The 22,289-nt window shown below is 47.5% G+C and carries 20 protein-coding genes; 9 read left to right on the top strand and 11 right to left on the bottom strand.

Features of this window, described 5'->3' with window-relative positions:
- Positions 1-347 precede the first annotated feature (347 nt).
- Complete coding sequence (locus G493_RS0126425) at positions 348-3,653, bottom strand: cadherin-like domain-containing protein (RefSeq protein ID WP_028582757.1); 3,306 nt, start codon at positions 3,651-3,653, stop codon at positions 348-350.
- Positions 3,654-4,064: 411 nt separating this feature from the next.
- Here G493_RS0126425 and G493_RS0126415 point away from each other — a divergent pair, with 411 nt between their 5' ends.
- A complete protein-coding gene (locus G493_RS0126415) occupies positions 4,065-4,973 on the top strand; it encodes a glycosyltransferase (protein ID WP_161629898.1) in 909 nt (302 codons plus the stop codon).
- A 102-nt stretch (positions 4,974-5,075) separates the two neighbouring features.
- Here the strand turns inward: G493_RS0126415 and katG are convergent, their stop codons facing one another.
- The 3 genes from katG to G493_RS0126400 form a co-directional block, all read right to left on the bottom strand.
- Positions 5,076-7,286 carry a catalase/peroxidase HPI gene (gene katG, locus G493_RS0126410; RefSeq protein WP_028582755.1) on the bottom strand — a complete coding sequence of 737 codons (2,211 nt, stop codon included), beginning with the start codon at positions 7,284-7,286 and terminating at the stop codon, positions 5,076-5,078.
- Positions 7,287-7,520: 234 nt separating this feature from the next.
- Entirely contained in the window at positions 7,521-7,937 is a 417-nt protein-coding gene (locus G493_RS0126405) for a Fur family transcriptional regulator (RefSeq protein ID WP_232363845.1), read from the bottom strand.
- Positions 7,938-8,293: 356 nt separating this feature from the next.
- On the bottom strand, positions 8,294-9,616 hold the full coding sequence (locus G493_RS0126400) for a BamA/TamA family outer membrane protein (RefSeq protein WP_205623769.1): 1,323 nt from the start codon (positions 9,614-9,616) through the stop codon (positions 8,294-8,296).
- Positions 9,617-10,105: 489 nt separating this feature from the next.
- Between G493_RS0126400 and G493_RS0126390 the strand changes: the two genes are divergently transcribed.
- The gene (locus G493_RS0126390) at positions 10,106-12,277 is read left to right on the top strand and encodes a methyl-accepting chemotaxis protein (RefSeq protein ID WP_028582752.1); all 2,172 of its coding nucleotides are present in this window, start codon (positions 10,106-10,108) and stop codon (positions 12,275-12,277) included.
- Between the two features lie 88 nt (positions 12,278-12,365).
- Here G493_RS0126390 and G493_RS0126385 read toward each other — a convergent pair whose 3' ends face one another.
- Entirely contained in the window at positions 12,366-12,974 is a 609-nt protein-coding gene (locus tag G493_RS0126385; RefSeq protein WP_028582751.1) for a LysE family translocator, read from the bottom strand.
- Between the two features lie 223 nt (positions 12,975-13,197).
- Here G493_RS0126385 and G493_RS0126380 point away from each other — a divergent pair, with 223 nt between their 5' ends.
- Positions 13,198-15,042 (top strand): transglycosylase SLT domain-containing protein, encoded by a 1,845-nt coding sequence (locus tag G493_RS0126380; protein ID WP_161629897.1) that lies wholly within the window; start codon positions 13,198-13,200, stop codon positions 15,040-15,042.
- A gap of 22 nt (positions 15,043-15,064) precedes the next feature.
- On the opposite strand, the gene G493_RS0126375 is transcribed toward G493_RS0126380, so the two are convergent.
- Positions 15,065-15,904, bottom strand: coding sequence for a helix-turn-helix transcriptional regulator (locus tag G493_RS0126375; RefSeq protein WP_028582749.1), 840 nt, complete (start codon positions 15,902-15,904; stop codon positions 15,065-15,067).
- A 21-nt stretch (positions 15,905-15,925) separates the two neighbouring features.
- Entirely contained in the window at positions 15,926-16,456 is a 531-nt protein-coding gene (locus G493_RS0126370) for a nitroreductase family protein (RefSeq protein ID WP_028582748.1), read from the bottom strand.
- A gap of 151 nt (positions 16,457-16,607) precedes the next feature.
- Between G493_RS0126370 and G493_RS0126365 the strand changes: the two genes are divergently transcribed.
- The 5 genes from G493_RS0126365 (at position 16,608) to queF (ending at position 19,469) form a co-directional block, all read left to right on the top strand.
- A complete protein-coding gene (locus G493_RS0126365; RefSeq protein WP_028582747.1) occupies positions 16,608-16,814 on the top strand; it encodes a hypothetical protein in 207 nt (68 codons plus the stop codon).
- Between the two features lie 137 nt (positions 16,815-16,951).
- On the top strand, positions 16,952-17,356 hold the full coding sequence (locus tag G493_RS0126360) for a 6-carboxytetrahydropterin synthase (RefSeq protein ID WP_028582746.1): 405 nt from the start codon (positions 16,952-16,954) through the stop codon (positions 17,354-17,356).
- 43 nt (positions 17,357-17,399) lie between these two features.
- Positions 17,400-17,969 (top strand): 7-carboxy-7-deazaguanine synthase QueE, encoded by a 570-nt coding sequence (locus G493_RS0126355; protein ID WP_232363844.1) that lies wholly within the window; start codon positions 17,400-17,402, stop codon positions 17,967-17,969.
- A 3-nt stretch (positions 17,970-17,972) separates the two neighbouring features.
- Positions 17,973-18,629 (top strand): 7-cyano-7-deazaguanine synthase QueC, encoded by a 657-nt coding sequence (gene queC / locus G493_RS0126350; RefSeq protein ID WP_028582744.1) that lies wholly within the window; start codon positions 17,973-17,975, stop codon positions 18,627-18,629.
- 6 nt (positions 18,630-18,635) lie between these two features.
- Entirely contained in the window at positions 18,636-19,469 is an 834-nt protein-coding gene (gene queF / locus G493_RS0126345) for an NADPH-dependent 7-cyano-7-deazaguanine reductase QueF (RefSeq protein ID WP_028582743.1), read from the top strand.
- A 102-nt stretch (positions 19,470-19,571) separates the two neighbouring features.
- Here the strand turns inward: queF and G493_RS33910 are convergent, their stop codons facing one another.
- From G493_RS33910 to G493_RS0126325, 4 genes are all read right to left on the bottom strand, one after another.
- The gene (locus tag G493_RS33910; protein WP_167332857.1) at positions 19,572-19,742 is read right to left on the bottom strand and encodes a hypothetical protein; all 171 of its coding nucleotides are present in this window, start codon (positions 19,740-19,742) and stop codon (positions 19,572-19,574) included.
- 419 nt (positions 19,743-20,161) lie between these two features.
- Positions 20,162-20,398, bottom strand: coding sequence for a hypothetical protein (locus G493_RS34975; protein WP_408608824.1), 237 nt, complete (start codon positions 20,396-20,398; stop codon positions 20,162-20,164).
- The gene (locus G493_RS31495; protein ID WP_051310018.1) at positions 20,395-20,796 is read right to left on the bottom strand and encodes a histidine phosphatase family protein; all 402 of its coding nucleotides are present in this window, start codon (positions 20,794-20,796) and stop codon (positions 20,395-20,397) included. Before G493_RS31495 ends, G493_RS34975 begins: the two co-directional genes overlap by 4 nt.
- 326 nt (positions 20,797-21,122) lie before the next feature.
- A complete protein-coding gene (locus G493_RS0126325) occupies positions 21,123-21,530 on the bottom strand; it encodes a GFA family protein (protein WP_028582742.1) in 408 nt (135 codons plus the stop codon).
- 517 nt (positions 21,531-22,047) lie between these two features.
- Here G493_RS0126325 and G493_RS34195 point away from each other — a divergent pair.
- On the top strand, positions 22,048-22,289 hold a 242-nt coding region (locus G493_RS34195; protein WP_035276058.1), incomplete at its 3' end, for a hypothetical protein.

Raw genomic sequence — 22,289 nt, 5'->3', positions numbered from 1 at the left:
TTCTGACTGTTGTAAAGGAGGGTAATGGGCGATATCTGGTCACTATGGAACTAGGATGGTGTTGAGTTCGCATTTTTTATGACCTTAAGAATCGAGAGACAATGGGTAGTAAGGACAAACAGAATCGCTAAGGGGCGTGGAAAATAATAACAATCCCAAAAGTGTGTAGGAAATAGGCTCATGCTCCTGACTGCTTCAATGGTCCCATACTGGCCGGAATCGGGCTGGAAAACATCTGCATAGCCCTTTGTTCGGCATAATGAGGGGATAAATTCTGCTCCCCTGAAACAGGGGAGCAGAGTAAAAAGAGCTGAATATGACCTGTAGGAATATTGTATGTCTTGTATTTACTTGGAATCATTTGAGGGCAGTATAAAGCTCCGATAGAAAATAAGCCAAGGAAACTTGTCTTCAGTCGTGAATGAAACTTCCCCGCCATAGGATGTGCCTGTGGTGTTGGTAGCATAGGCTCTGACATAATAGGTGGTGTCTGGCGTGAGTACACTCATGGTTGAGGTAAATGCGCCAGTAGTCGAAGTCGCTCCCTGGTTGGAAACATTGTCGGATACTGTTGGCGTGCCACTGGTATTCCAGCACATGCCGTAGGCTGTGGGATTGGGAACCCCCAGGTCGGTAATGGTGCCGTTACCCGTTGCCGTGTTTGATGCGATATCAGTTACTGCCTGGGTTGTTACAGTGGGGGCAATGTTGGTAATGGTAAAGGATTGATCAGTGCCGTTGGTCGTGCCCTGACTATTTGTACCAACAACACGATAATGATATGTCTGGCCGTAGGTCAGGCCGGTGATGGTTTTGCTTACAGCTGTAGAGGCATTCCCGGTCACAGGGCTCTGATCAGCTGTGACAGTGCTGCCGTAACCGGTGGTTGTACCATACTCGAAGGTGACCGTGGTACTTGCTCCATTAGCAGTGATATTGCCATTTAAGCGCGCGCCACTTGCGGTGAGTGAGGAAGCTGCATTGGTGGTGGCTGAAGGAGCTGTGGCCGGAGTCGTAAAACTCTGGTCATTTCCATTGGTGTTGCCCACAGCGCTGACTCCCACCACACGGAAGTGGTAGGTCTGGCCTGGCAGCAGACCGGTAATGGCTTTGCTGACAGCAGTGCCGGAGGATCCCGTCACAGGGCTCTGGTCAGCGGTGACTGAGTTACCGTAATTGGTATCTGTTCCATACTCGAATGTTACGGCTGTGGAGGCATTGTTGGCATTAATGCTGCCGTTAAGGGTTGCTCCGCTGGAACTTACAGCACTGGCGGCATTGGTGGTTGCCGTGGGTAAGACATCGTCGTCGGTAATGGTGACTGTTACCTGCTGGGTACCATTTTCAGCTCCGTTGGTGACACCTGTGATATCAACAATAATGGTTTCTGCATCATCATCAATGGAATCGTCAACCGCAGTGACGCTGACAGTACCGGTTGTTCCGCTGGAAATGGCAATGGACGTGCCGCTGCGGGTATAGTCGTCTGTGAGTGTCGCTGTTCCTGTAAAGTTTAGGTTTGTCGTTACTGTTGCGCCAAAGGTATGGGAAAGGGTGGCTGTCACTGTTGCAGAACCGCCTGCCTCTGCAATACTGCTGTTATTGACAGACAGGGTCACTGTCGGTTCTGCCGTGATATTCAGGGACGCTGTATAGGTGGAGGTGCTATATGCCGTGCCATCGTTGACGTCAAAGGTAAAGCTGGTATTTGTGGTTCCGGTGGTAAGGTATTGCAGATTGCCTGCATCCAGGTTTGCCTTGCTTACCTGGTCGTTGTCGGCAAGCTCTTCTCCGCTATCGTATGTATCGTTATTATTTGCATCAACATACAGGGTGCCGCTGCCGGGCACAGCTGTTACCCGCACATGATCCAGGACATCAGCATTGTCGTCCGCATAGGAAAATGATGACGTGGAAAACGTATAGACAACATTCTGGTAAGGGCCGGGAGAGGCCGTGAAATTTGAAGCTACGGGCAGGGTGTTGGTAATGGTCAGGTTGAATGTCTGGTTTGTGAGATCGTTGGCACCGTCATCTGCCACGGTGAAGACAAAAGAGTCACTGGTGGTGGCAGTACCGTCATGGACATACCGAATTTTCCCGTCATTGAGGTTCTGCTGAGTAAAGGTCGTTATGGATACTCCGCTGTTGTCGGTGTTTTCCAACTGGCCGTGAGTCGGCCCTGTGGTAACGGTAAAGGTAACTGCCGTGTCTGCATCATCCACATCAGAAGAGTCAAGGTAGGAGGTGGTGATGGTCGCCGTTGCATTTTTTGCAAGACTCAAGGTCGAGTTGGTTGCAATGGTCGGCGGATCGTTATCAAGTCCGCTCACCTCAACCGTACGGGTATCATTGGCGGTGCCAGTATTGGCATCAGTGACGGTAAAGGTAATGGTTCTGTTCGATGTTCCAGGGTTTTCGCTGGTATTCCTGTAATGCACAGCCCGTACAGTTTGCTCTACAAGGGAATTGGTTGCATTGGAATTAAAAGTGACGGTTAGGGCAGTTCCATTGGTGACGGTGCCTTCTGAAGCGCTGAGTGTGCCGATTGCTGTGGCACTATTGAGCAGGCTGGTTCCCGATGTATTGATGGTTCCCACCACATTGTCCGGTATACTCAGTTCGTCCGCTGATTCATTGTTAGCTGTAATCTGTACCACCAGGGTGCCTGTGTTCCAGTCGGCATCTCCATCTGCATCGGATGCAGTTGCCGCCGGGTCAATCTGGGTGGCAGCATCATTTTCAGTATAGGTTAAATTGGTGTCGCTAATGGAGATGGTAGGAGCAAGATTGTCCGGGGAAACTGTCCAGTCGCTCACCAGAGTGCCGGAATTAATACTCAGGGTGTCAATATCATCACACAACCAGTTGGCTGTGGTATGCAGCCGTATGAGCCAGTCGCTTTTTATCGCCGCAGTTGTGGGGCCGTCATAGCGGTAGTTGTCATATTCATTAGCGACGCTGTCTTTCAGGGTACATTGTGTGAGCATGCCATTTGCGTTGGCAACGTTGGCATTCCCACTGCCGTCACAGGTTGATAACACCGTCATGTTGTCAGGAACCTGGGATGCAGCGCTGGTGTGTACATTGCCCGGATCCAGCCAGCCATAAGTGCTTGGTGAGGAATTATCTCCGTTAAAAGCATAAATCATGCCCGCCTCTACTCCGCCACTGCCATCCAGACGCTGGATGGTGCCGGTATAGGTATCGTCAGCTGTTTGATATAGAAAAAGTTGGTCTCCGGCAGAAACGTTCATGTCGCTGGAGCCATTAACCAGAGTGAGTGTTCCGTGATTGCTGTCCTCAAGTTCAAGGGTGGTCGTGCTTTCATTGGTAAAACGTATGATTGATCCTGCAGAAATACCGTTGGAATGAACAGTCCATTTGAAGCAGTCTTCAGCGCCATCAAAGGTGAAATCACTGTCGTCCCATCCTTCATCGGTGATAAAAATTATCGAGTTGCCGGGAATGTCTGCAAGAGCGACAAGGGCGAATTGGTCGTCCAGGTCTGTATTACGTGCAACAAGGACCAAATCATCAGAGTTGATTGTGGGCCCGGCAAGCAGGGAAACAGGAAGCAAGAGAAAAAAGAGGATGAAACTGAGAGCTAATGGTAGGTGCCGTAATACGTAAGGCCTGGGGTTTTGAGACATTGCTGTACCTGTTGGAAGAATGTGAGAATCGTAGAGAGCTGAATAACAGGAGGGACGCGAATCATATTAAAAAAACACACAGTGAAAGGTTCGTGTGAAATATTTTCTGTTGCCGGTTCCCAGTGGAAACCGATCTGATATCCAGCAAGCTGCCTAGTTATAATGAGTGTATCAAAACGAGAGGCCCAGATCAAAGCGGCAGGTGCGTTTTTTAAGATTTTTTTAAGGTACAGATTATGGCTAAATACACTGGGATATTTAGAAATATTTTATAAACGCCTGTTTTTGGATGGCGGATAGATATCGATCCTGCCAGTGATATGGATTACAATGTGCTGTATCGAAATGCTGTTTACCTCAACTGCTCATTCAGATTCAGGTGAGCTTTTTTATTTTCAGTGGAGTGCATTCATGCTTCTTTCTGTTTTTCTGCCATTCAATAATGAGGAAAAAACGCTTGCAGAAGTAGTGGACAGAATCGAACAGGGAACCCATAAAGCAGGTTACAACCTGGAGCTGATTCTGGTTGATGACGGATCAACAGATGGCAGCGGTATGGAGGCAAAGAGGTTGGCTGATGGGCGAGACGATGTCAAACTGATTCAACATCGCATAAATCTCGGGCTCACCGTTGCGACCCAGCGGGCGATTCATGAATGTAACGGCGATTTTTTTTTACGCATGGAAGCCGACCTGGAGTCCCATCCTGATGAGGATATTCCCAAACTGATGCAAAAAATTGAAGAAGGGTATGATGTAGTTTGTGGAAGACGGGTTGGCAGGGCTGATGGAAAATATTTTTTATCAGTCATTTATAACACGGTATCAAACAGACTCTTTCACATGGCTCTCCATGATATGAACTGGATCAAGGTTATACGTAAAGATTGTCTTCCTGAGCTGGAGCTCAGGAGCGACTGGCATCGCTTTATTCCTCAGATTCTCCATGCCAAAGGGTTCAAGGTTACTGAAGTTGACACACATTGGTACCCCAGGGAGCATGGGACAACCCATTTTGGTTGGACACGGATTCCCATAGCTTTTTTTGATGCCATAGCCGTGAAGTTCATACTTTCCTTTACCAAGGCGCCCTTCAGGTTTTTTGGTTTTGCAGGGGCGTTGCAGGTTTTGCTTGCTGTTGCCATTGTGATCTGCATGCTCCTGGGAAAGGTGTTGGGGCGATATGCGTTTCATGCCCGGCCTATGCTGTATTTTGTCGTGATCCTTTTTCTCTCTGGTGTGATTTTTTTCTTTATGGGGTTTCTTGCTGAACTCATTGTCAGTGTCCGGGATGAAGTAAAGAGCCTGAAAAAGAAATAGCGCAGTATTTCAGACCTGTCTGAAATACTGCGCCCCAAGGTTACCTAACGACTGCCCAGCGGCAGAGAATTTTTTCAGGAAAGCAATGGCATAAAAATGAACTCAGGCAAGATCAAAGCGGTCAAGGTTCATTACTTTATCCCATGCTGCAACAAAGTCACGGACAAATTTTTCCTTGGAATCCTCACTGGCATAAACCTCTGCCAGGGCCCGGAGTTGTGAGTTCGAGCCAAAGACCAGATCAATTCGGGTACCGGTCCACTTACGTTCGTCAGTTACCCGATCACACCCTTCATATATATCCTTATCCTCAGCTGTGGGCTTCCAGGCTGTGCCCATATCGAGCAGGTTGACAAAAAAATCATTGGTGAGTTGCTCAGGTTTTTCTGTGAATACTCCGTGTGGGGATTGGCCGAAGTTGGCGTTGAGTACACGCATACCGCCAATGAGAACCGTCATCTCCGGGGCAGTAAGGGTCAGCAGCTGTGCTTTATCGATAAGCAATTCTTCAGCGGTGACACTGTATTTTTGTTTCATATAATTTCGGAATCCGTCCGCAACTGGCTCAAGCACGGTAAAAGAGTCAGCGTCGGTCTGCTCCTGAAGAGCATCCATGCGTCCCGGTGTAAAGGGAACCGTTATTGCCTGGCCTGCATTTTGAGCGGCCTGTTCAACGGCAGCACAGCCTCCGAGTACTATCAGATCAGCGAGCGATACTTTTTTATTGCCTGGTTGTGCGTTATTGAAATCTTTTTGTATGGTTTCAAGCGATTGCAGGACTTTTGCCAGTTGTTCCGGCTGATTGACTTTCCAGTCCTTTTGCGGTGCAAGTCTGATCCGGGCACCGTTGGCACCTCCACGCATGTCAGAACCGCGGAAGGTTGAGGCTGAAGCCCAGGCAGTGGATACCAGTTGGGGAATGGACAGCTCTGATTCGAGAATTTTGCTTTTCAGCAAAGTTACATCCTGTGCATCAATCAGCTCATGATCCACAGGGGGAATCGGGTCTTGCCAGATCAGTTCTTCAGCAGGTACTTCCGGGCCTAGATAGCGTGAGCGTGGCCCCATGTCACGATGGGTCAACTTGAACCAGGCCCGGGCAAAGGCATCTTCGAATTCCTCGGGATTTTCCATGTAGCGTCGTGCGATGGGCTCATAAATCGGGTCATAACGCAGGGAAAGATCTGCCGTGGTCATCATGGGGCGATGTTTTTTAGATGGATCATGGGCATCAACGATCATATCCTCTTCGTCCACATCCTTGGCCAGCCACTGGTTTGCCCCTGCCGGGCTTTTCACCAGCTCGTATTCATATTTAAACAAGACTTTCAGATAGCCCATGTCCCACGTGGTGGGATTCGGTTTCCAGGCTCCTTCAATACCGCTGCCAATGGTATCACCGGCTTTACCGGAACCATGACTGCTTCTCCAGCCAAGCCCCTGTTCCTCAAGGGGAGCTGCTTCCGGTTCCGGCCCGACCAGGGCCGCGTCTCCTGCACCGTGGCACTTGCCGAAGGTGTGGCCGCCAGCTACAAGGGCAACGGTCTCTTCGTCGTTCATGGCCATGCGTGCAAAGGTTTCGCGAACATCACGGCCCGAGGCCACAGGGTCAGGATTTCCATCCGGCCCTTCCGGGTTCACGTAGATAAGTCCCATCTGCACGGCAGCCAGAGGGTTTTCCAGGTCGCGATCCCCACTGTAGCGGCTTTTGGGCTTGTCGCTGGTTGCCAGCCATTCTTCCTCCGCTCCCCAGTAAATGTCCTCTTCCGGTTCCCAGATATCCTCACGGCCACCGGCAAAGCCAAAGGTTTTAAGACCCATGGACTCCAGAGCACAGTTACCTGTGAGGATCATGAGATCAGCCCAGGAAATTTTTCTTCCATATTTCTGCTTGATAGGCCAGAGAAGCCGCCGGGCTTTATCGAGATTCACGTTATCCGGCCAACTGTTGAGCGGAGCAAAACGTTGGGAACCTGAACCGGCTCCACCCCGTCCGTCGCCCATTCGATAGGTGCCAGCGCTATGCCAGGCCATGCGAATAAACAGGCCGCCATAGTGGCCCCAATCAGCCGGCCACCACTCCTGGGAGTCTGTCATCAGGGCAAAGAGATCTTTTTTTACAGCTTCCAGGTCGAGTTTTTTAAATTCTTCAGCGTAATTAAAGTCTTTCCCCATGGGGTTGGATTTTGCTGAATGCTGATGCAGAATATTCAGATTTAACTGGTTGGGCCACCAATCACGATTGGTTGTCCCGCCTCCTGCGATTTGCTTACTGGATTTACCGGTTACCGGGCATCTTTTTTCGTCACTCATAAAGCCTCCTTACATTGTTCAATGAACGTCTGCACTGCGCTTGCAATTAATCTGTTGCCAGCTTGACAACGCGTTTGACAGTAGGTTGCCAACGATCAGGCTTCCCCATCGGTTTCGCATATATGGAGTTTTATTGATGGTAACGAAACTGCATGTCTGGATTAAACGAGCAATTTCGCTTGAAGAGCTATGTTTTCCGCAGGTAAGGCACCTCCTGTATGTGATGTAGTAGAATTATTTTTTCAGTAAACAGGCTTTGCAAAGGCCTCTTGCCTCAACCTGGGCAGTCTTTACCTTTCCAAAGTTCTTGAGTACATCTGGTAGTCTGATGCGATCAAGATCACTGCAGTGGAAATCGCGGGTAAATCCACAATGTTCACAAACAAAATGATGGTGTTTTTCCAGGTTGGCGTCAAAATGCGTCCGTTCCCTTCCGGAATGTAGTGTAATCACCAGGCCGAGTTCATGTAACAGCCAGAGTGTCCTATAGACGGTATCCAGAGAAACAGTCGGCATACGTTTTTGAACGCGTTGAAATATTTGTTCCGCATCGGGATGATCTTCAGCCTGGGCAACTTCTCTGAATATTTCAATCCGTTGATGAGTTCGTTTTATCCCTTTGTCCCGGCAGACGGTTTCGAAGTGCGTCATTCGCCGTTCAATTTCTTGTGTTGTAATGGGCATAGTGGTTTTAGATAGGAATATATTCTTATCTACAAAAGAATCATTAAATAAGAATTTGTCAAATGCAAAATATGAAGAATATTTTCAGACGGGATAGCTTGTAACTTGTTGGTATTGTGATTTTAACAGGCCACGCGAAATGGCGGGAACTGTGTAATTGGTGGATATGATTGTAATTCTGTGAGTGGGAAAAACAGTACCTTTTCACATGCATTTTGTAAAAATGCTTTGTGTTGTTTGACTTGGAAAAGATGCAAGGCCGAAGATCGTATGTATTCCCGCATGTATGGTGGCTGTGAATTGTAATAAGCGCTGATATTCTATCAGAATGGATGGCCGAACATTACCCAGATGGAGCTTCCTTCCTCCGATGCGGCCACATCAAACCGGGCGACTCCGCCTGCCATCATGGCTCGGAGACCTATACCGCCGTCCACTTTTATATCACTGAGAAGTTCACCCGGGTCATATTCGTCGGCAACACGGCCAAGCTCAACAAAGGGTACAACTTGCATCCAATCCATCTGGAGAAACTTGAGCCAGTGTATGTTGCCAATGGGATTCCAATAGGGTGTCCAGCGGTATTCCAGGCTTCCATAAAGTACAGCCTTGTCATGGAAACGATTGGATGGATAGGCACGCATACGATAGAGTCCACCCAAACGTGCTCCCTGGCTAAACGGAGGATCATCACTGACAATACGATTCCCGTTCGCATCAGTTTCTGCGGAAAAGCTGGGTGAATAGCCCGTCCATATGTTCAGGGCCAGAACCTGTTGTTTGCTCCAGTCCGTTGAGCCAAGGTTATAGTATTTACTGGCCTCAAATTCTATGAAGTCCCACTCCTCGCTGTATTCTCCCCAGGCAAAATCTTTTGTATAGGCAACGTACTGACTACTGCCTTTGGACGGGTTGGAGGGAAAGTCCGTATTATTGTAAAGAATACCAAGCCTGAGCGGATGGGTGGAGTAATTCTTTTTTCCCAGTGGCAGAGGGAGATCAAAACTCTGGTAGCGATTGAATTGTTTCAACATCAGTATTGTTGTACCGCTGCTTAAGGGATTCCAGGTGTCGCCACCTGAGCCTGTATTGCTGAGCATACCGCTTTTGAGTTTGTACGACTCCAGGGGGCCGTCGCTTCCATCCCCAATGGGAAGCACGTATTCCAGTTTGAAATCCATCCAGCTGTCGGTACCGCTGTCTTCGAAGTAATCGTCCTTGTCTGAGTCATTGCTGCCTGCATAGGTGTCTCCAGCAGGACGAGGAACGCTGACATATGCTCTTTGTCTCGGGTAGGTGCCCGTTGAGCCAACAGCTGAAAAAAAGAGGCGATTGGCAAAGGGGAGCTGATAGTCCCACATGCCGAGAATGGCTATGGCTGCATCATCAAAGCTGGCCATTGCAGTACCTGCCATCAGGAGTTGGTCCTGGCCATATCCCTTCAGCATACCACCAAGGCCGATGGTCAGACCTAAAGAATCTGCAGAAAACCCATAGGGAACCAGAAGTTTGTTCTGTTGTTGTTTGGGATTCTCTTCACGGATAATGGAAAATTTAACAGAAGCATCAGGGCGAGCATATAGGGATGTGCTTGATACACAGCATACAACCATGGTGAATACGAACAAAGTTCTTTTTATCAGCATGCTAACTCCTGGTGCAGAAGAGTTAATTATTCAGTCGTTTCAATGATTCCAGTTTAGCAGAAATATCAACTGCGTACAGTATAAAAATTACAGGCAGATGTGTGGAGAAGGTTTAAAAATGAAAAATAAGGATGCCCAGAGGCTTCAGTTGCTGAAATCAGGGCACGTAATCACCGTAATGTGTTTTTTAGGATCACAGGTCAAATGGCGCTTTGGTGTGTGACTTTTTTTCCCTCGACTAGGCGGTGGCTTATCTGATTGTAATCTTTTATTTTGCCTAATTGGTTTTGAGGTAAATTGAGGTCGTGTGTGCTTTTACAATGTCAGAATGACTCGAATTTTTTTTTCTCCTGCCCTTCCTTTTTTCTGGATGCATGACATACAATAATTGCATGAGGAGAGATGAATGTGACGTGTTTTGAATGCCTTTAGCTGTATGCATAAAGGCTGGCATTGAGCATAGCGTAAAAATCAGGAGGAGAGGATTGGATGAATTTTAAATCTGTTCGTACAAAGATTGCCGCCATTGCCGGGGCTTGTCTGTTACTTTCAGCAGTCGTGCTGGTCGGATACAGCCTGTATTCCGCAAGGGCTACTCAAGGAATGGTTAATACCACGGTATCACAGGTGATTGAAGCTCGGTCATTGGATGGTTTGAAAGATCTGGCAGGCAATTATGCTGGAAAGATACAGCAGGAATTCAGCGTGGCACTGGATGCAGCACGTAACATGGCTAATGTGTTTTCGCTGGCCAAGTCTTCTGAGAATAGTGGTCTCACGTTGGGAAGAGATCAGGTTAATGGTATTCTCCTGAAAATATTAAAAGAAAATCCAAATTTCAATGGAACGTATTCCTGTTGGGAACCCAATTCCATTGATGGCCGCGATGTGGATTTTCGCACAGGTAAGGATGGCAATAACAAGGAAACTGGACGTTTCACCCCGTATTGGACCCGTGACGATCGCGGTAGCATTGCTGTGCAGCCGTTGGTTGAATACGATACCAGAGATAAGCACCCCAATGGCGTTTTAAAGGGAGGATGGTATATCGGTCCCAGTGAAACTCATAAGGAAAGTGTGCTTGACCCTCTTCCCTATATTGTCCAGGGTAAACAGGTAATACTGGCCACTCTGTCCGTACCCATTTTGGTGAATAGCACGTTTTATGGTGTGGCAGGAGCTGATTACAATCTTGATTTTGTTCAGAAATTGGCCGAACAGGTCGACAAGGATCTGTTTGATGGTCAGGGAGAGATCACCATCGTCAGTAATATGGGCCTGGTGGTTGCAGATTCAGAGCGTCCAGATCTCATTGCCGGTCATTTTAAAAAAATCATTCCCCAGGGGTGGGAGGCGTATCTGCAGAATATTCAGTCTGGTCAAAGTTCAGCATCACTGAACGAACAGGATGGATTTTTTGAAGTCCTGGCACCCATTGAGCTCGGCAGAACCGGGAAACCCTGGTCTGTTATGATTCGTATAAAAAAAGACGTCGTATTGGCAGATGCCATCGCCCTAGACCAGAAGTTGTCTGCTGCTGGTAAGAAGAATATGATGATGCTGCTGATTGCCGGCATTGGAACCTGTGTTCTTGCCATTGGTCTGTTATGGTACGCAGCTGGCGGAATTGTTCGTCCTATCAGCAGTGCGGCTGAGATGCTCAAAGATATTGCAGAAGGTGAGGGCGACCTGACCAAGCGTCTGGAGATCAAGGTCCAGGATGAAATCGGTCAGCTGGCCACCTGGTTTAACCTTTTCATGGACAAACTCCAGGAACTGATCAAGCAGATTATCCAGGATGCCGATTCCCTGAACAGCTCTTCGGGAGCCCTTTCAGAGATTTCCCGTGAGATGATGGAAGGTGCCGAGTCCATGGCTGGCCGCTCGAAAACGGTTGCCACAGGCACAGAGGAAATGAATGTCACCATGGCCGGTGTTGCCTCTGCCTGTGAAGAAGCTGCCACCAATGTCAACATGGTTGCCTCAGCCACTGAGGAAATGTCTGTAACGATACAGGAAATTGCAAAAAAATCCGAGGAATCAAAAACCATCTCTGAATCTGCTGTTTCCAAGGCAGGAGATGTTTCTGAAAAACTCGGCAGACTGGGACAGGGGGCAAGTGAGATCAGCAAGGTAACTGATCTGATTTCAGATATTTCTGAACAGATTAACCTGCTGGCATTGAATGCCACCATCGAGGCTGCCCGTGCTGGAGAGGCTGGCAGGGGTTTTGCGGTTGTTGCCTCTGAGGTGAAGGATTTGGCCAAGCAGACCGCCGAAGCTACCCAGGAGGTGCAGTCCCAGGTTGAGAATATTCAGGGAGCCACCGATGAGACGGTTTCTGAAGTAGGCCAGATTCTTGAAATTTTCCAGAATGTCAGCAATATTGTATCATCCATTGCCATGGAGGTTGAAGGACAGGCAACGACAACCCAGGAGATTGCTGATAATATCTCCCAGACTTCAATCGGCATTCAGGAAGTCAATGAGAATGTGGGCCAGGGCTCTGTGACAGTCAGTTCCATTGCAGAGGAAATTACCGAGGTCAACCAGGCTGTTCAGGAAGTTTCTGAATCCATTGGCAAGGTTGGCGAACAGGCCAGGGAACTTACGCAACTTTCTCAAACATTGCAGGAGATTGTGGGACGCTTTAAAGTCTGAGTACATTATATGCACAGCTCTCCCGTCATTGACGGGGGAGCTGTGCATTGTTTTTTACAACAGGCGGATTCCTGATCGGTATAAGCTCTTAGTCAAAAACCAGCAACACTCCAAACATCGCGAGCATACCCCCTGATATTTTTTCCAGGCCGAATATCCATTTGCCAAGGGCGCGTTTGGCGGCTGTGTTTCCCACTGCTGTAGCTATGGCTATGTCCCAGCAGAGGACAACTGAAGTCATCCACAGTGCATAAAGTATACGTGTTCCCAAACCTGTTTCCGCTGATACCATGGCTGTGAAGAGGGAAAGATAGAAAATGGCATTTTTCGGGTTGAGGATTGCCGAGCTGAAACCAAGACCAAATTGATACGAAATCTTTTTTTTTCTGAGAATGCTTGTATTTTCCTGTGATTCAAAGGTACGTTTGGGTGAACGGAGCAGGAGAAACCCGATGTATATCAGGTAGCCGCTCCCCAGATAGCGCAAGACCTGCATGATGAGGTGCATTTCACGCACGACTTCCAACCCCAGGACAGCAATGGTCAGATATACGGCATTGGCTGCAGCAATACCTGCGCAGACTGCGATGGCGTATTGTATGCGCATCCGCAGGGCTGTTTGCAGGATAAGAAAAAAATCAGGTCCGGGGCTGAGCAAGGCCAGAAAGTGTGCGCCGGCAATCAACAGAAATTCCATATAACCTCCTTGTGGGGCATTGGGAGCGTTTTTTTGCATAGCTTTTCCCATATGCCTTCTTTATGCTTTTGATGCAGTCTGTGTGGTGGGTGTCTGTACTGCATGCTACAATTGATATTGACCTGCGTATTGTATAAAATTGACAGTTGCAGATGGATCTTTTCAGAGGACAGTGATGCTCATGATAGTCAGGTATCTTATTTTATGTTGGCTTTTGGTGTGTATGGGGAGTTGGCAGGTCGCACTGGCAGATGTCGTCCCTGTACGGCTTCCCCTGACCATTGATCTAGCCCAATTACGAGCCATGGTGGTGGAACAGGCTTATCCGCTTGCCGGAGAACAGGCAATGGTTGTGGATTATGCCGACGGCTGTGATCAGATAGTTCTCTCTCATCCGTCTGTGGAGGTTGAGGGCGAGCAAATTCGTTTTCTTACCAAAGTGAACATCCACTGGGGAACCCCTCTATTCGAGAGTTGTGTCGCGCCTGTCTCCTGGCAGGGATATGTTGAACTGTTCCAGGTGCCTCGGCTGAATCAGAACTGGCAACTCTCCTTTGAAATACGTGATTCCCATCTGCTTAACAGCAGCAAGCAGCCTGTTCAGGTTTTTGATGTTGTCTGGAACCTGGTCAAGGAACATGTTCATACCTACCTTCAGCAAATACAGATCAATCTTGCACCTCCTGTAAACAGAATGCAAAATAGTCTGTTACCCATGTTTGACAGGCAGCATCAAACTACAGCCCATGCTTTTTTACAGAGTCTTCAGCCTGATGGATCGAAAGTTGTCGGTGATGGCGTCAAAATATATATACGTGGAGAAATAGAAGCTCCATACGAAGGGCCATATGCGCCAGAACCTGAAGTCAGTGAAGAAGAGTATGCACGCTTTCTAGAGCTGTGGCAGGTGTGGGATGCCTATCTTATCTATCAGCTCAAACTGTTCACAGATATCCCCTTGAGCGACGATGAGCGGCATATCCTTCTGGATACCATGCTGACGACCAGGTATGCTTTCAGTGAAGCCCTTGAACAGAAAACCGTTACCGATGCTTTTGTTCGAGGACAGTTCCTCTGGGGCTGGAAACAGCTCTCACCTTTGTTTAGACGCCATCTGTTGCAGCAGTCAAAGAGGGATGTTGTCGGATACCTTGCCTTTTTCACCGCCCATGACGCCTTGGTAGCGCTGGATAAACTCGGCCCCTCAATTGGTATCGAAATCAGTGCGGACGGGTTCCGGCGTATGGCAGCGCTGATAAGTACGCAGCCTCTGCAGTTTAGTCCTGACGGTGCTGCGGATCCTTCTTTGCGGACAATTTTTGGCTTGGATCCTTTAGAAGAGCAACCCCTTGAATATGATAAACCCGTACAGATTTCACCGGCTGAAGAAAATGCCCCGACCTCCTGGCTCGAACCACAAGCACTTTGGCAGGCATTTTGGGGAACAGGAACCGCTCTGGCTGCCAGTGGAAAAAAGCAGTCCATGGACGATATCCGTAATTGGACCGCGGAGTTTACCTCTGCAGAACAACTGCTGCCAAGGGTGACCCAGGTTTTGCGTGGGGCGGCACAGTATAAAGGGAAAAAAGTGCAGGTGCCGGGTGGCAGTGAATGGTTGGAAAAAATGGTTATGGCCACAGCCTGGCAGGAGAGCTGTTTTCGCCAGTATCATGTGAAAAACAACACCATCACGTATCTACTTTCGTATAACAGTACTTCCGTAGGTCTGATGCAGGTGAATGAAAAAATATGGAAAGGTATCTACAATACCCAGCAACTCCGTTGGAATGCAGAATATAATGCAAAAGCCGGCTCTGAGATCCTGACACTTTATCTTCGTGATTACCTGTTGAAAGAAAAAGCACCGGTAAAACTGGAGAGCAAAAAGGGACAAACTTTTCTGGCTGGTTGGCTGTATGCCCTGTATAACGGCGGGCCTTCACAGCGTAAGGCCTACCTGAAGAGACAAAAGACGGGGAAACTGTATCGTAGCGATAAACTTTTTAGTGAAAAATATAACAGGGTGAGTGCTGGTGACTGGCAGACAAAGGTGAAGTGTTTATTATAAGATCATGATGGGAACGGCTCCGTCACTCCGCCGTGTTGTCTGTGTGTTGTATCCCCTGTTGGTATTCCCGGGGGGTGACAGTGGTCATGGCTTTGAAAGTGCGATGAAAGTGGCTTTGGTCGCAAAAGCCGCACAAGAATGCGGTATCGCCTATATCTGTTCCCTGTTGCAGGTATGTTCTGGCCGTTTCTATGCGGCAGTTAAGCCGATATGCGTGAGGAGTGAGGCCGGTTTCGCGTTTGAACCGACGGAGCAGGGTGTAGGGATTTGATGCAAGCTCTTTGGCAATGCCTGCCAGGGTTATTTCCCTGTCCAGGTTCTGACTGAGGATGTGTTTGAGCAGATTCACATCTGCCATACTTACAGACTGCTGAGAGCGTATAATAGGGCAGGTTGCTGAAAAGATTTTTCCAAAGAGCTGCGCAAGGGATTCTTCGAGTTTTAACAGGTCAGGTGGCCTGTGTAATAACAGATGTATGATTGCACAGTATTCTGCGTAAAGAGACTGATTTTTCAACATGATTTCATGCACTGGTATAAAGTGTTCCACCGGGCCGCGTGTCTGTTGTATCTGCATGCACCAGTCAATATGCAGGTACAGCATGGAATAGCTCCGTGCCTGATGTGATGTGGGGTTGCAACTGTGGATTGTTTCTGGGTTGATCAGGGCCAGGGTTCCCGGATGAAGGGTGAAATCTCTCCCTTCGATCTGGTAATGCAGGGCACCACGATGCACTGCACCCACGGAAAAGGTGCGGTGCATATGGGGTTTGAACAAACGTCTGCTGTCTTCTGCGTAGCGGGCTTCAACAAATGGCAGACGGGCATCTTTGAAAAATAATTCCGGGTTTGCTCTTTTCATGGCTGTAGCGTAAGCAAGAGCTCATCTCCTGCCGAATTGCTCGTAACTCACCTGGCCGTAAAGCAGGCTCGATGCATCATGGCCTTTTTTTTCTTCCACTGGATGGCCTATACCAATGATTGCTTCAACCATGATCTGTTCATCCAGCCCCAGGATTTCACTGAGATACTCCTGGGCCGATCGCTGGGTGTCGTGCTCACGCTTACGGATTTGGACCCAGCAGGACCCCAGGCCAAGATCAGCAGCTGTGAGATGGAGGATGATGGAAGCAATGGAGGCGTCTTCTACCCAGACATCGGTTTTTGAGGTATCCGCGCACACCACGATGGCCAGAGCTACATTGTTGAGAAAAGTCGCGCCATGGGGCTTTGCAGATGACAGTTTAGTCAGGGTTTTCCTGTCTTGGACGACAATGAATTCCCAGGGATTAATTCCTTTGGAAGAAGGCGATCGCAGGGCTGCTTCGAGCAGCTTGTCCAGATGTTCCTGTGATACAGGGGTGTCTTGGAAACGGCGGATGCTTCTTCTTTTCTGCAGTAGCTCAAGTAACATGGGGTTGCTCCGTAACAGATTGAGGCTGTCTGTTTTATGGCATGCTTTACAGCCTGGATGTGTTGAACAGTTTTTTTGAAACAGGATAGGTCTTAGCAGGAAAAATGCAAGTATTCTTTGGCCTGCTGTCTGCTTAGGGGTACGTATAGGTATGGAGACTGAAAAAGTGCAACCTGAAAAAAACGAATATTGTGCTGCCTGTGGCATGGAGATGGATCTGTCCGAAGCAGGCTTGTATATCATTGGTGAGGAGATGTTCTGTTCCTGGTGCTGGAGTAATGACTGTTGCCGGATCAGCAGGGATGCAGCAGAGAGAGAACGAGTATCTGTCAACAGGGTTGGCAAAACAACGGTTTAAAAAAAGGAAATTATTGACAGGGAGCGTAAACAAGTGTAAATGCTGGCGGTCGATATTGTAGTTGGAATGCGGACGAGTGGCATCCCGCACAAAAAATTCTCCCTCACTTGGCAACGATCTGTCCAAACGGTGGCATCATGCTTTCTATTACCAAAGAGTTTACCTTTGATGCAGCACACCATCTTGTGCTGCCCCATCTCAGTTCTGAAGAAAATCGGGCATTATATGGTCCCTGTGCCATGGTCCATGGCCATACATACAAACTGCAGGTGACGATCAGTGGAACCTGCGATCAATCTGGAATGGTCATTAATTTCTGTACTTTGAAAAAGTTGGTCAAAGACCATATTCTGGATCGGTATGACCATGCAGACCTGAATACCCTGCCGGAATATCAAGAAATTCCCCCTACCGCAGAAAATATGGCTCTGTTTATTTTTCAGACACTGGCATCTGTTTTGAATTCTGAGCGTTATCAGCTGCAAGAGATACGGGTATATGAAACCCCCAACGCATGGGCAAAGGTAACTGCCGATGCTTAAGGTGTGTGAGATTTTTTCCTCCATCCAGGGGGAGGGACCGCTGATGGGAAAACCTGCTCATTTTCTCCGCCTGGCCGGTTGTGTAGAGCCTTTCTGTCCGCAGTGCGATACCCGGCACGCCTTACAGGGTGGAGAGTCCATGTCCGTTACCGCGCTATGTGAAGCTCTTCGTTCAGGACCAGATACTGTGGTCATTACCGGTGGAGAGCCTTTTTTTCAGTGGAACAACGGCCTGGAAGAATTGTGTCATGTGCTTGAAGAGAAAGGTAAACGGTTGCAGTATGAGACCAGTGGCCGGGTTGAAATTCCAGAAAAGGTACCTGGTTATATCGTTTGTTCACCTAAACCCATGGGGCGACCGTATCTGACCTTAAACATGGTTACCCGCTGTCATGCCTTTAAATTTGTGGTGGATGCGAATGTGCAGCCAACTCTGGATATCATAACCAGATGGAATCTGCCTCCGGAAAAGGTGTGGCTCATGCCCATGGGAATGTCAAGGCAGGAGCAGTTAAAGCTGATGCCTTTTGTCTGGGAGGTGGCCTGCGAATATGGTTACAATTTTTCACCAAGGCTGCATATTGTGGCTTTTGATCAGAAGCAAGGAGTATGAGTTGTGGATAGTGTACTCATTTTATCAGGTGGAATGGACTCCACTGTAGCGCTGTATCAGGCTTTGCAACAGGGCAAACACGTGGCGGCATTGAGTTTTGATTATGGTGCTAAGCATAATCATCGTGAACTTTCCTGTGCCAGGGCCATCTGCGAATCGCTTGGCATAGACCATCAGGTGGTTGCTCTTGAGTGTATTAACAGACTGTTTTCCTCTGATCTTCTCCAGTCTGGAGGAGAAGTCCCGGATGGGCCCTATAACCATGAAGACATGAAAAAAACCGTGGTTCCCTTTCGCAACGGTATCATGTTGTCCATTGCCGCAGGATATGCTGAATCCCTTGGAGCAGGTGAATTGCTCATTGGTTCCCATAGCGGGGATCATGCCATCTACCCGGATTGCAGGCCGTCCTTTAACCGGGCCATGGACCAGGCTATCCAGGAAGGCACTGATAATACTGTTCATCTGCATATCCCCTTTATGGAAATGGACAAACGGGATATAGGCGATCTGGGAAGAGAATTGGGGATAGATTTCAGTGCGACCTGGACCTGTTATAAGGGCGGGGACCTCCATTGTGGAACCTGCGGTGCCTGTGACGAGCGTAAGTATGCCCTGCGTCATGACGAGGGGCTTGATCCAACCAGGTACCTTGTGTGAAAGACTATGCCACAGCATGTACCAGATAATGCCTTGAACAATTCTCCACTTGGCAAAACTCAGCAATATTCAGAGCAGTATAATCCTTCCCTGCTATATGGCGTGTCCAGGGATTTAGGCCGCGGTCCCCTTGGTTTGACTGATAACCTGCCCTTCACAGGGGTGGATATCTGGAATGTCTATGAATTATCCTGGCTTGATCCCACTGGCCGGCCGGTTGCAGCCATGGCTGAATTGCGGGTACCGGTGGACAGTCCCTGCCTCATAGAGTCCAAATCAATGAAGCTCTACTTCAATAGCCTGAATATGACGTCTTTCAAAGATTTCCTGCAGGTTCAGGAGGTGATAAGCAAAGACCTGAGTAATTGCGCTCTTGCACCTGTCAAGGTAGAGATTCGGGAGAGCCACAGGGAAAATATTATTTTAGCAGATCCACTGGGAATTTGTATCGATCAATGCCCGTTTAATGAACTCCATGCTGAGCCTTGTCCGAAAGTGCTTACCTGCGGGGAGGAAAAACGGAGCGAAATACTTTTCAGCCGTCTTTTCCGCAGCCGCTGCCCTGTCACAGGACAACCGGACTGGGCGACACTCATCGTTGAATATACCGGGCCTGTTATCCGGCCTGATTCGTTACTGGAGTATGTTGTCAGTTACCGCAGGCATCAGGCCTTTCATGAAGCTTGTGTGGAACAGATGTTCCTGGACATCAGGCAGCACTGTCGACCTCAAAAACTACAGGTCACTGCGCGATTTACCCGACGGGGAGGGATTGATATCAATCCAGTGAGATCGACCCATGTGGATACATGGACAAATCTGCGAACTCCTTTTCAGTAATCAGCCCGGTTGGAGAACATAAAAAAAGCCCGCTGTTAAGCGGGCTGAAAAGTCAGTTTGTTAAAGAGATAAGGCTGTCGTTACAAGGCGCCTTGTATACCCTTACCAGCGCTCTGTACCAACAATTTCATTGACGTTGGTACAACTCTGTTTCTCTTCATCAGAAAGGTTTTCATATTTTTTTTCATCAATATGCTCTCGGTCAACAGAGCAGACATACTCTTTTCCACTCTCGTCATTGACCCAACTGAGGGTTCCAAAATCACCTTTCATTGTAAACCTCCAGGAAAACTGCCCTTGTTGAGAGGGGCAGGTTGTTAACGATTCACGTTTATACTGCCGTGTGTAGAAAAGAAAATAGTAATCAATATTAGTTCGTCAAGGTGTGAAAAATATTTCTACGGAGAATTAATGCGTTGAGAGAAGTAACCGTTGGAAAAATCAGTGAAAAGATATCTGCTTAAGCTTGAGCAAAAAAAACTCATTTCTGGACAGACGTTATGGCTTGACTGAAAGGAAAAAACGAACTGGCTGAATGCGAAAAATCGGCGGGTAAAGAACTGCGCAAGCTGTTAAAATGGCAAAAGATCCTCCCTCTATGGCAGAGTGGCGAGCATTTTATGCAAGACTATGCAGATTGATAGCGCTTTATCACGACTGCGAAAGTGAAATGGGGACCATTGTTGGTCATATTATGGGTATTTTTGCAATTTTTTCAGGTGAGAAATGTCGTTGAAGGAGGTTATGGAATTTTGATTAAAAGAATTGCTTTCCAAAATAGAAATACCTCCTGGTCTGCCTTGAAAATGCGTTAGAACCATTTGCGCTTCATTTTCCATTTTTAACCACCATTTCAATATATAGCTCAATGCACAACCATGAGTAACTATGAGTAATGTTCCTTGAGAATCAAGCGTAATGCGATTCATTGTAGTTGAAATGCGGGTATAGAATTCGCGCCATGTTTCCGCACTTTGAAATTCCCTATAGTCCAAATAATTCCTTTAGGCATTGGTTGAATGCGGTTTTTATGTGCCCATTCTTTTGTTTTATTTGCGGCTATTCCATTATTGATTTCTCGCAGTCCACTTTCGGTCTCTACCGGAAGTGTCAATGTATTGGCGATCTGATCTGCTGTCTCTTTGGCTCTTTTTAAGTCAGAGGAGTAAATCTTGGGATGCTCAAGGTTCATACCTTTAATATAAGAGCCAGTCATTTTTGCTTGTGAAACTCCGTGCTCTGACAATGAACAATCAGTCCAGCCCCCCGTTAAATCTTCAACATGGTGGAGTGATTGGCAATGTTGAATAAGTAATATTTTTTTCATAATGCTCTTTGATGAGACGGAAGGCATGATCCTATATTAATCACAGTGCTTGACGTAGTCAGCACCGCGATTCATGGCGACGAAGTCGCCATGAACGTCGCTATAACCGGTGGCCAGGGAGCGAAGCGGAATGGCCGCGATTGTAAGGCATGGTGAAGGCCATTGCACTGAATAGACTGCAAAAATTCTGTAAGGACCTGGTTCGGAATTTTTTTAGTTTGATAGCTTTCTTGGTTTCAAAATAAATATCCAAAAATTGCGTAGGATATCTATTTTGTCCGTGACCCTAAAAGCCCTTGAAATAGATTTTCATGATTCATAGTGATCTATTCTTCAACGGGAAAACGCTTAAATTTTTTCACCGTTTCCAATGCTTCATCCCAGTTCGCTTTGTTCGAAATGAATATATGTCCATCTGGTATTTTATCCAACTTGCAATCCAGACTTCCTGCCGGGACCACCAGAAGCTTACCTTCCATTTGTACATTGGGTACGGCAGATCCACATGTTACGCAGAATGCTTTTACATGATTGGATTTCTTCACTTGAAATACTCGAACATTCTTTTCGCCTTTAATCCATTCAATCTTGGCTGTTGACGAAAACAAATTTGCTGCATGTGCAGAGCCTGTATCTTTCTGGCAGTAGCGACAATGACACAAATAGAAACTCTCAAATTCTCCAACAACTTTATATTTAACAGTTTTACATAAACATGATCCCAGATATTCCATTTAACCAATTCTCCAACATGCAATCAAAATTCGAAAATCAACTGTCATTTCTTTCACTACGACGTTCGCTCTGGTACTGCATACCAGTTTTTTCTGACAGAGAGACTATATCCTGATGCCGTTAATCGGGGTGTTGACCTGCACCGTAAGCGATTCATAACGACGAAGCCACCATGAACGACAAGCTCACCTGTGCAGGGGGGAAGGGGGTGCAGCGGCCGAAACCCTTTGCATCCTTGTGTAGCGTCAGGGGAAATGCGTTTTTGAAAATGGCTGACCATACAGCCCGGAAGCGCCGTAAGGTCATCAGAAACCCGTTTTACTTGAATCCGGGATTTTATAAAATTCTGAACTTTGAAGTCTAACATTTTAAGGGGTGTATCCGATATTTATGGCACAACCTTCTGGGCCCATCTTTTCTTGAATTGCATAATAATTTCAACCGACTAGGTAATATTATCGCTTGATAAATGACAAGATTGTAGTATAATATTCTGCAAAATCAGGAGGTTATACTATGACAATGGCGCTGGAAACACAAACTAGGACTGAGTATTATAAAAACATGTACGACGATAGTCTCGACCAACAAATATCCTATATTATCCAGTGCATTGATGCTCCCAATAACTCCCTTTTTCATATAATTGAGCAAATCAGGGAGAAGTACCCAACAATCGACCCTGAATTGCTCCAAATTATTCTTCAAGGTGAACTCGACCGGCATGTGCCTTCTCCTAAATGTACCGGTTGTGGAGT

It is taken from the genome of Desulfogranum japonicum DSM 18378, from assembly GCF_000429945.1.
Classification (GTDB): Bacteria; Desulfobacterota; Desulfobulbia; order Desulfobulbales; family Desulfobulbaceae; genus Desulfogranum; species Desulfogranum japonicum.
The sequence above is the reverse complement of the archived record's forward strand: the minus strand, read 5'-3'. Positions and strand labels throughout refer to the sequence as shown.

Bases quoted from the DNA above. Each gene is read 5' to 3' on its own strand.
- G493_RS0126425 (WP_028582757.1), bottom strand. From the start codon at position 3,653: ATGTCTCAAAACCCCAGGCCTTACGTATTACGGCACCTACCATTAGCT.
- G493_RS0126415 (WP_161629898.1), top strand. From the start codon at position 4,065: ATGCTTCTTTCTGTTTTTCTGCCATTCAATAATGAGGAAAAAACGCTT.
- katG (WP_028582755.1), bottom strand. From the start codon at position 7,286: ATGAGTGACGAAAAAAGATGCCCGGTAACCGGTAAATCCAGTAAGCAA.
- G493_RS0126405 (WP_232363845.1), bottom strand. From the start codon at position 7,937: ATGACGCACTTCGAAACCGTCTGCCGGGACAAAGGGATAAAACGAACT.
- G493_RS0126400 (WP_205623769.1), bottom strand. From the start codon at position 9,616: ATGCTGATAAAAAGAACTTTGTTCGTATTCACCATGGTTGTATGCTGT.
- G493_RS0126390 (WP_028582752.1), top strand. From the start codon at position 10,106: ATGAATTTTAAATCTGTTCGTACAAAGATTGCCGCCATTGCCGGGGCT.
- G493_RS0126385 (WP_028582751.1), bottom strand. From the start codon at position 12,974: ATGGAATTTCTGTTGATTGCCGGCGCACACTTTCTGGCCTTGCTCAGC.
- G493_RS0126380 (WP_161629897.1), top strand. From the start codon at position 13,198: ATGGGGAGTTGGCAGGTCGCACTGGCAGATGTCGTCCCTGTACGGCTT.
- G493_RS0126375 (WP_028582749.1), bottom strand. From the start codon at position 15,904: ATGAAAAGAGCAAACCCGGAATTATTTTTCAAAGATGCCCGTCTGCCA.
- G493_RS0126370 (WP_028582748.1), bottom strand. From the start codon at position 16,456: ATGTTACTTGAGCTACTGCAGAAAAGAAGAAGCATCCGCCGTTTCCAA.
- G493_RS0126365 (WP_028582747.1), top strand. From the start codon at position 16,608: ATGGAGACTGAAAAAGTGCAACCTGAAAAAAACGAATATTGTGCTGCC.
- G493_RS0126360 (WP_028582746.1), top strand. From the start codon at position 16,952: ATGCTTTCTATTACCAAAGAGTTTACCTTTGATGCAGCACACCATCTT.
- G493_RS0126355 (WP_232363844.1), top strand. From the start codon at position 17,400: ATGGGAAAACCTGCTCATTTTCTCCGCCTGGCCGGTTGTGTAGAGCCT.
- queF (WP_028582743.1), top strand. From the start codon at position 18,636: ATGCCACAGCATGTACCAGATAATGCCTTGAACAATTCTCCACTTGGC.
- G493_RS33910 (WP_167332857.1), bottom strand. From the start codon at position 19,742: ATGAAAGGTGATTTTGGAACCCTCAGTTGGGTCAATGACGAGAGTGGA.
- G493_RS34975 (WP_408608824.1), bottom strand. From the start codon at position 20,398: ATGAATCGCATTACGCTTGATTCTCAAGGAACATTACTCATAGTTACT.
- G493_RS31495 (WP_051310018.1), bottom strand. From the start codon at position 20,796: ATGAAAAAAATATTACTTATTCAACATTGCCAATCACTCCACCATGTT.
- G493_RS0126325 (WP_028582742.1), bottom strand. From the start codon at position 21,530: ATGGAATATCTGGGATCATGTTTATGTAAAACTGTTAAATATAAAGTT.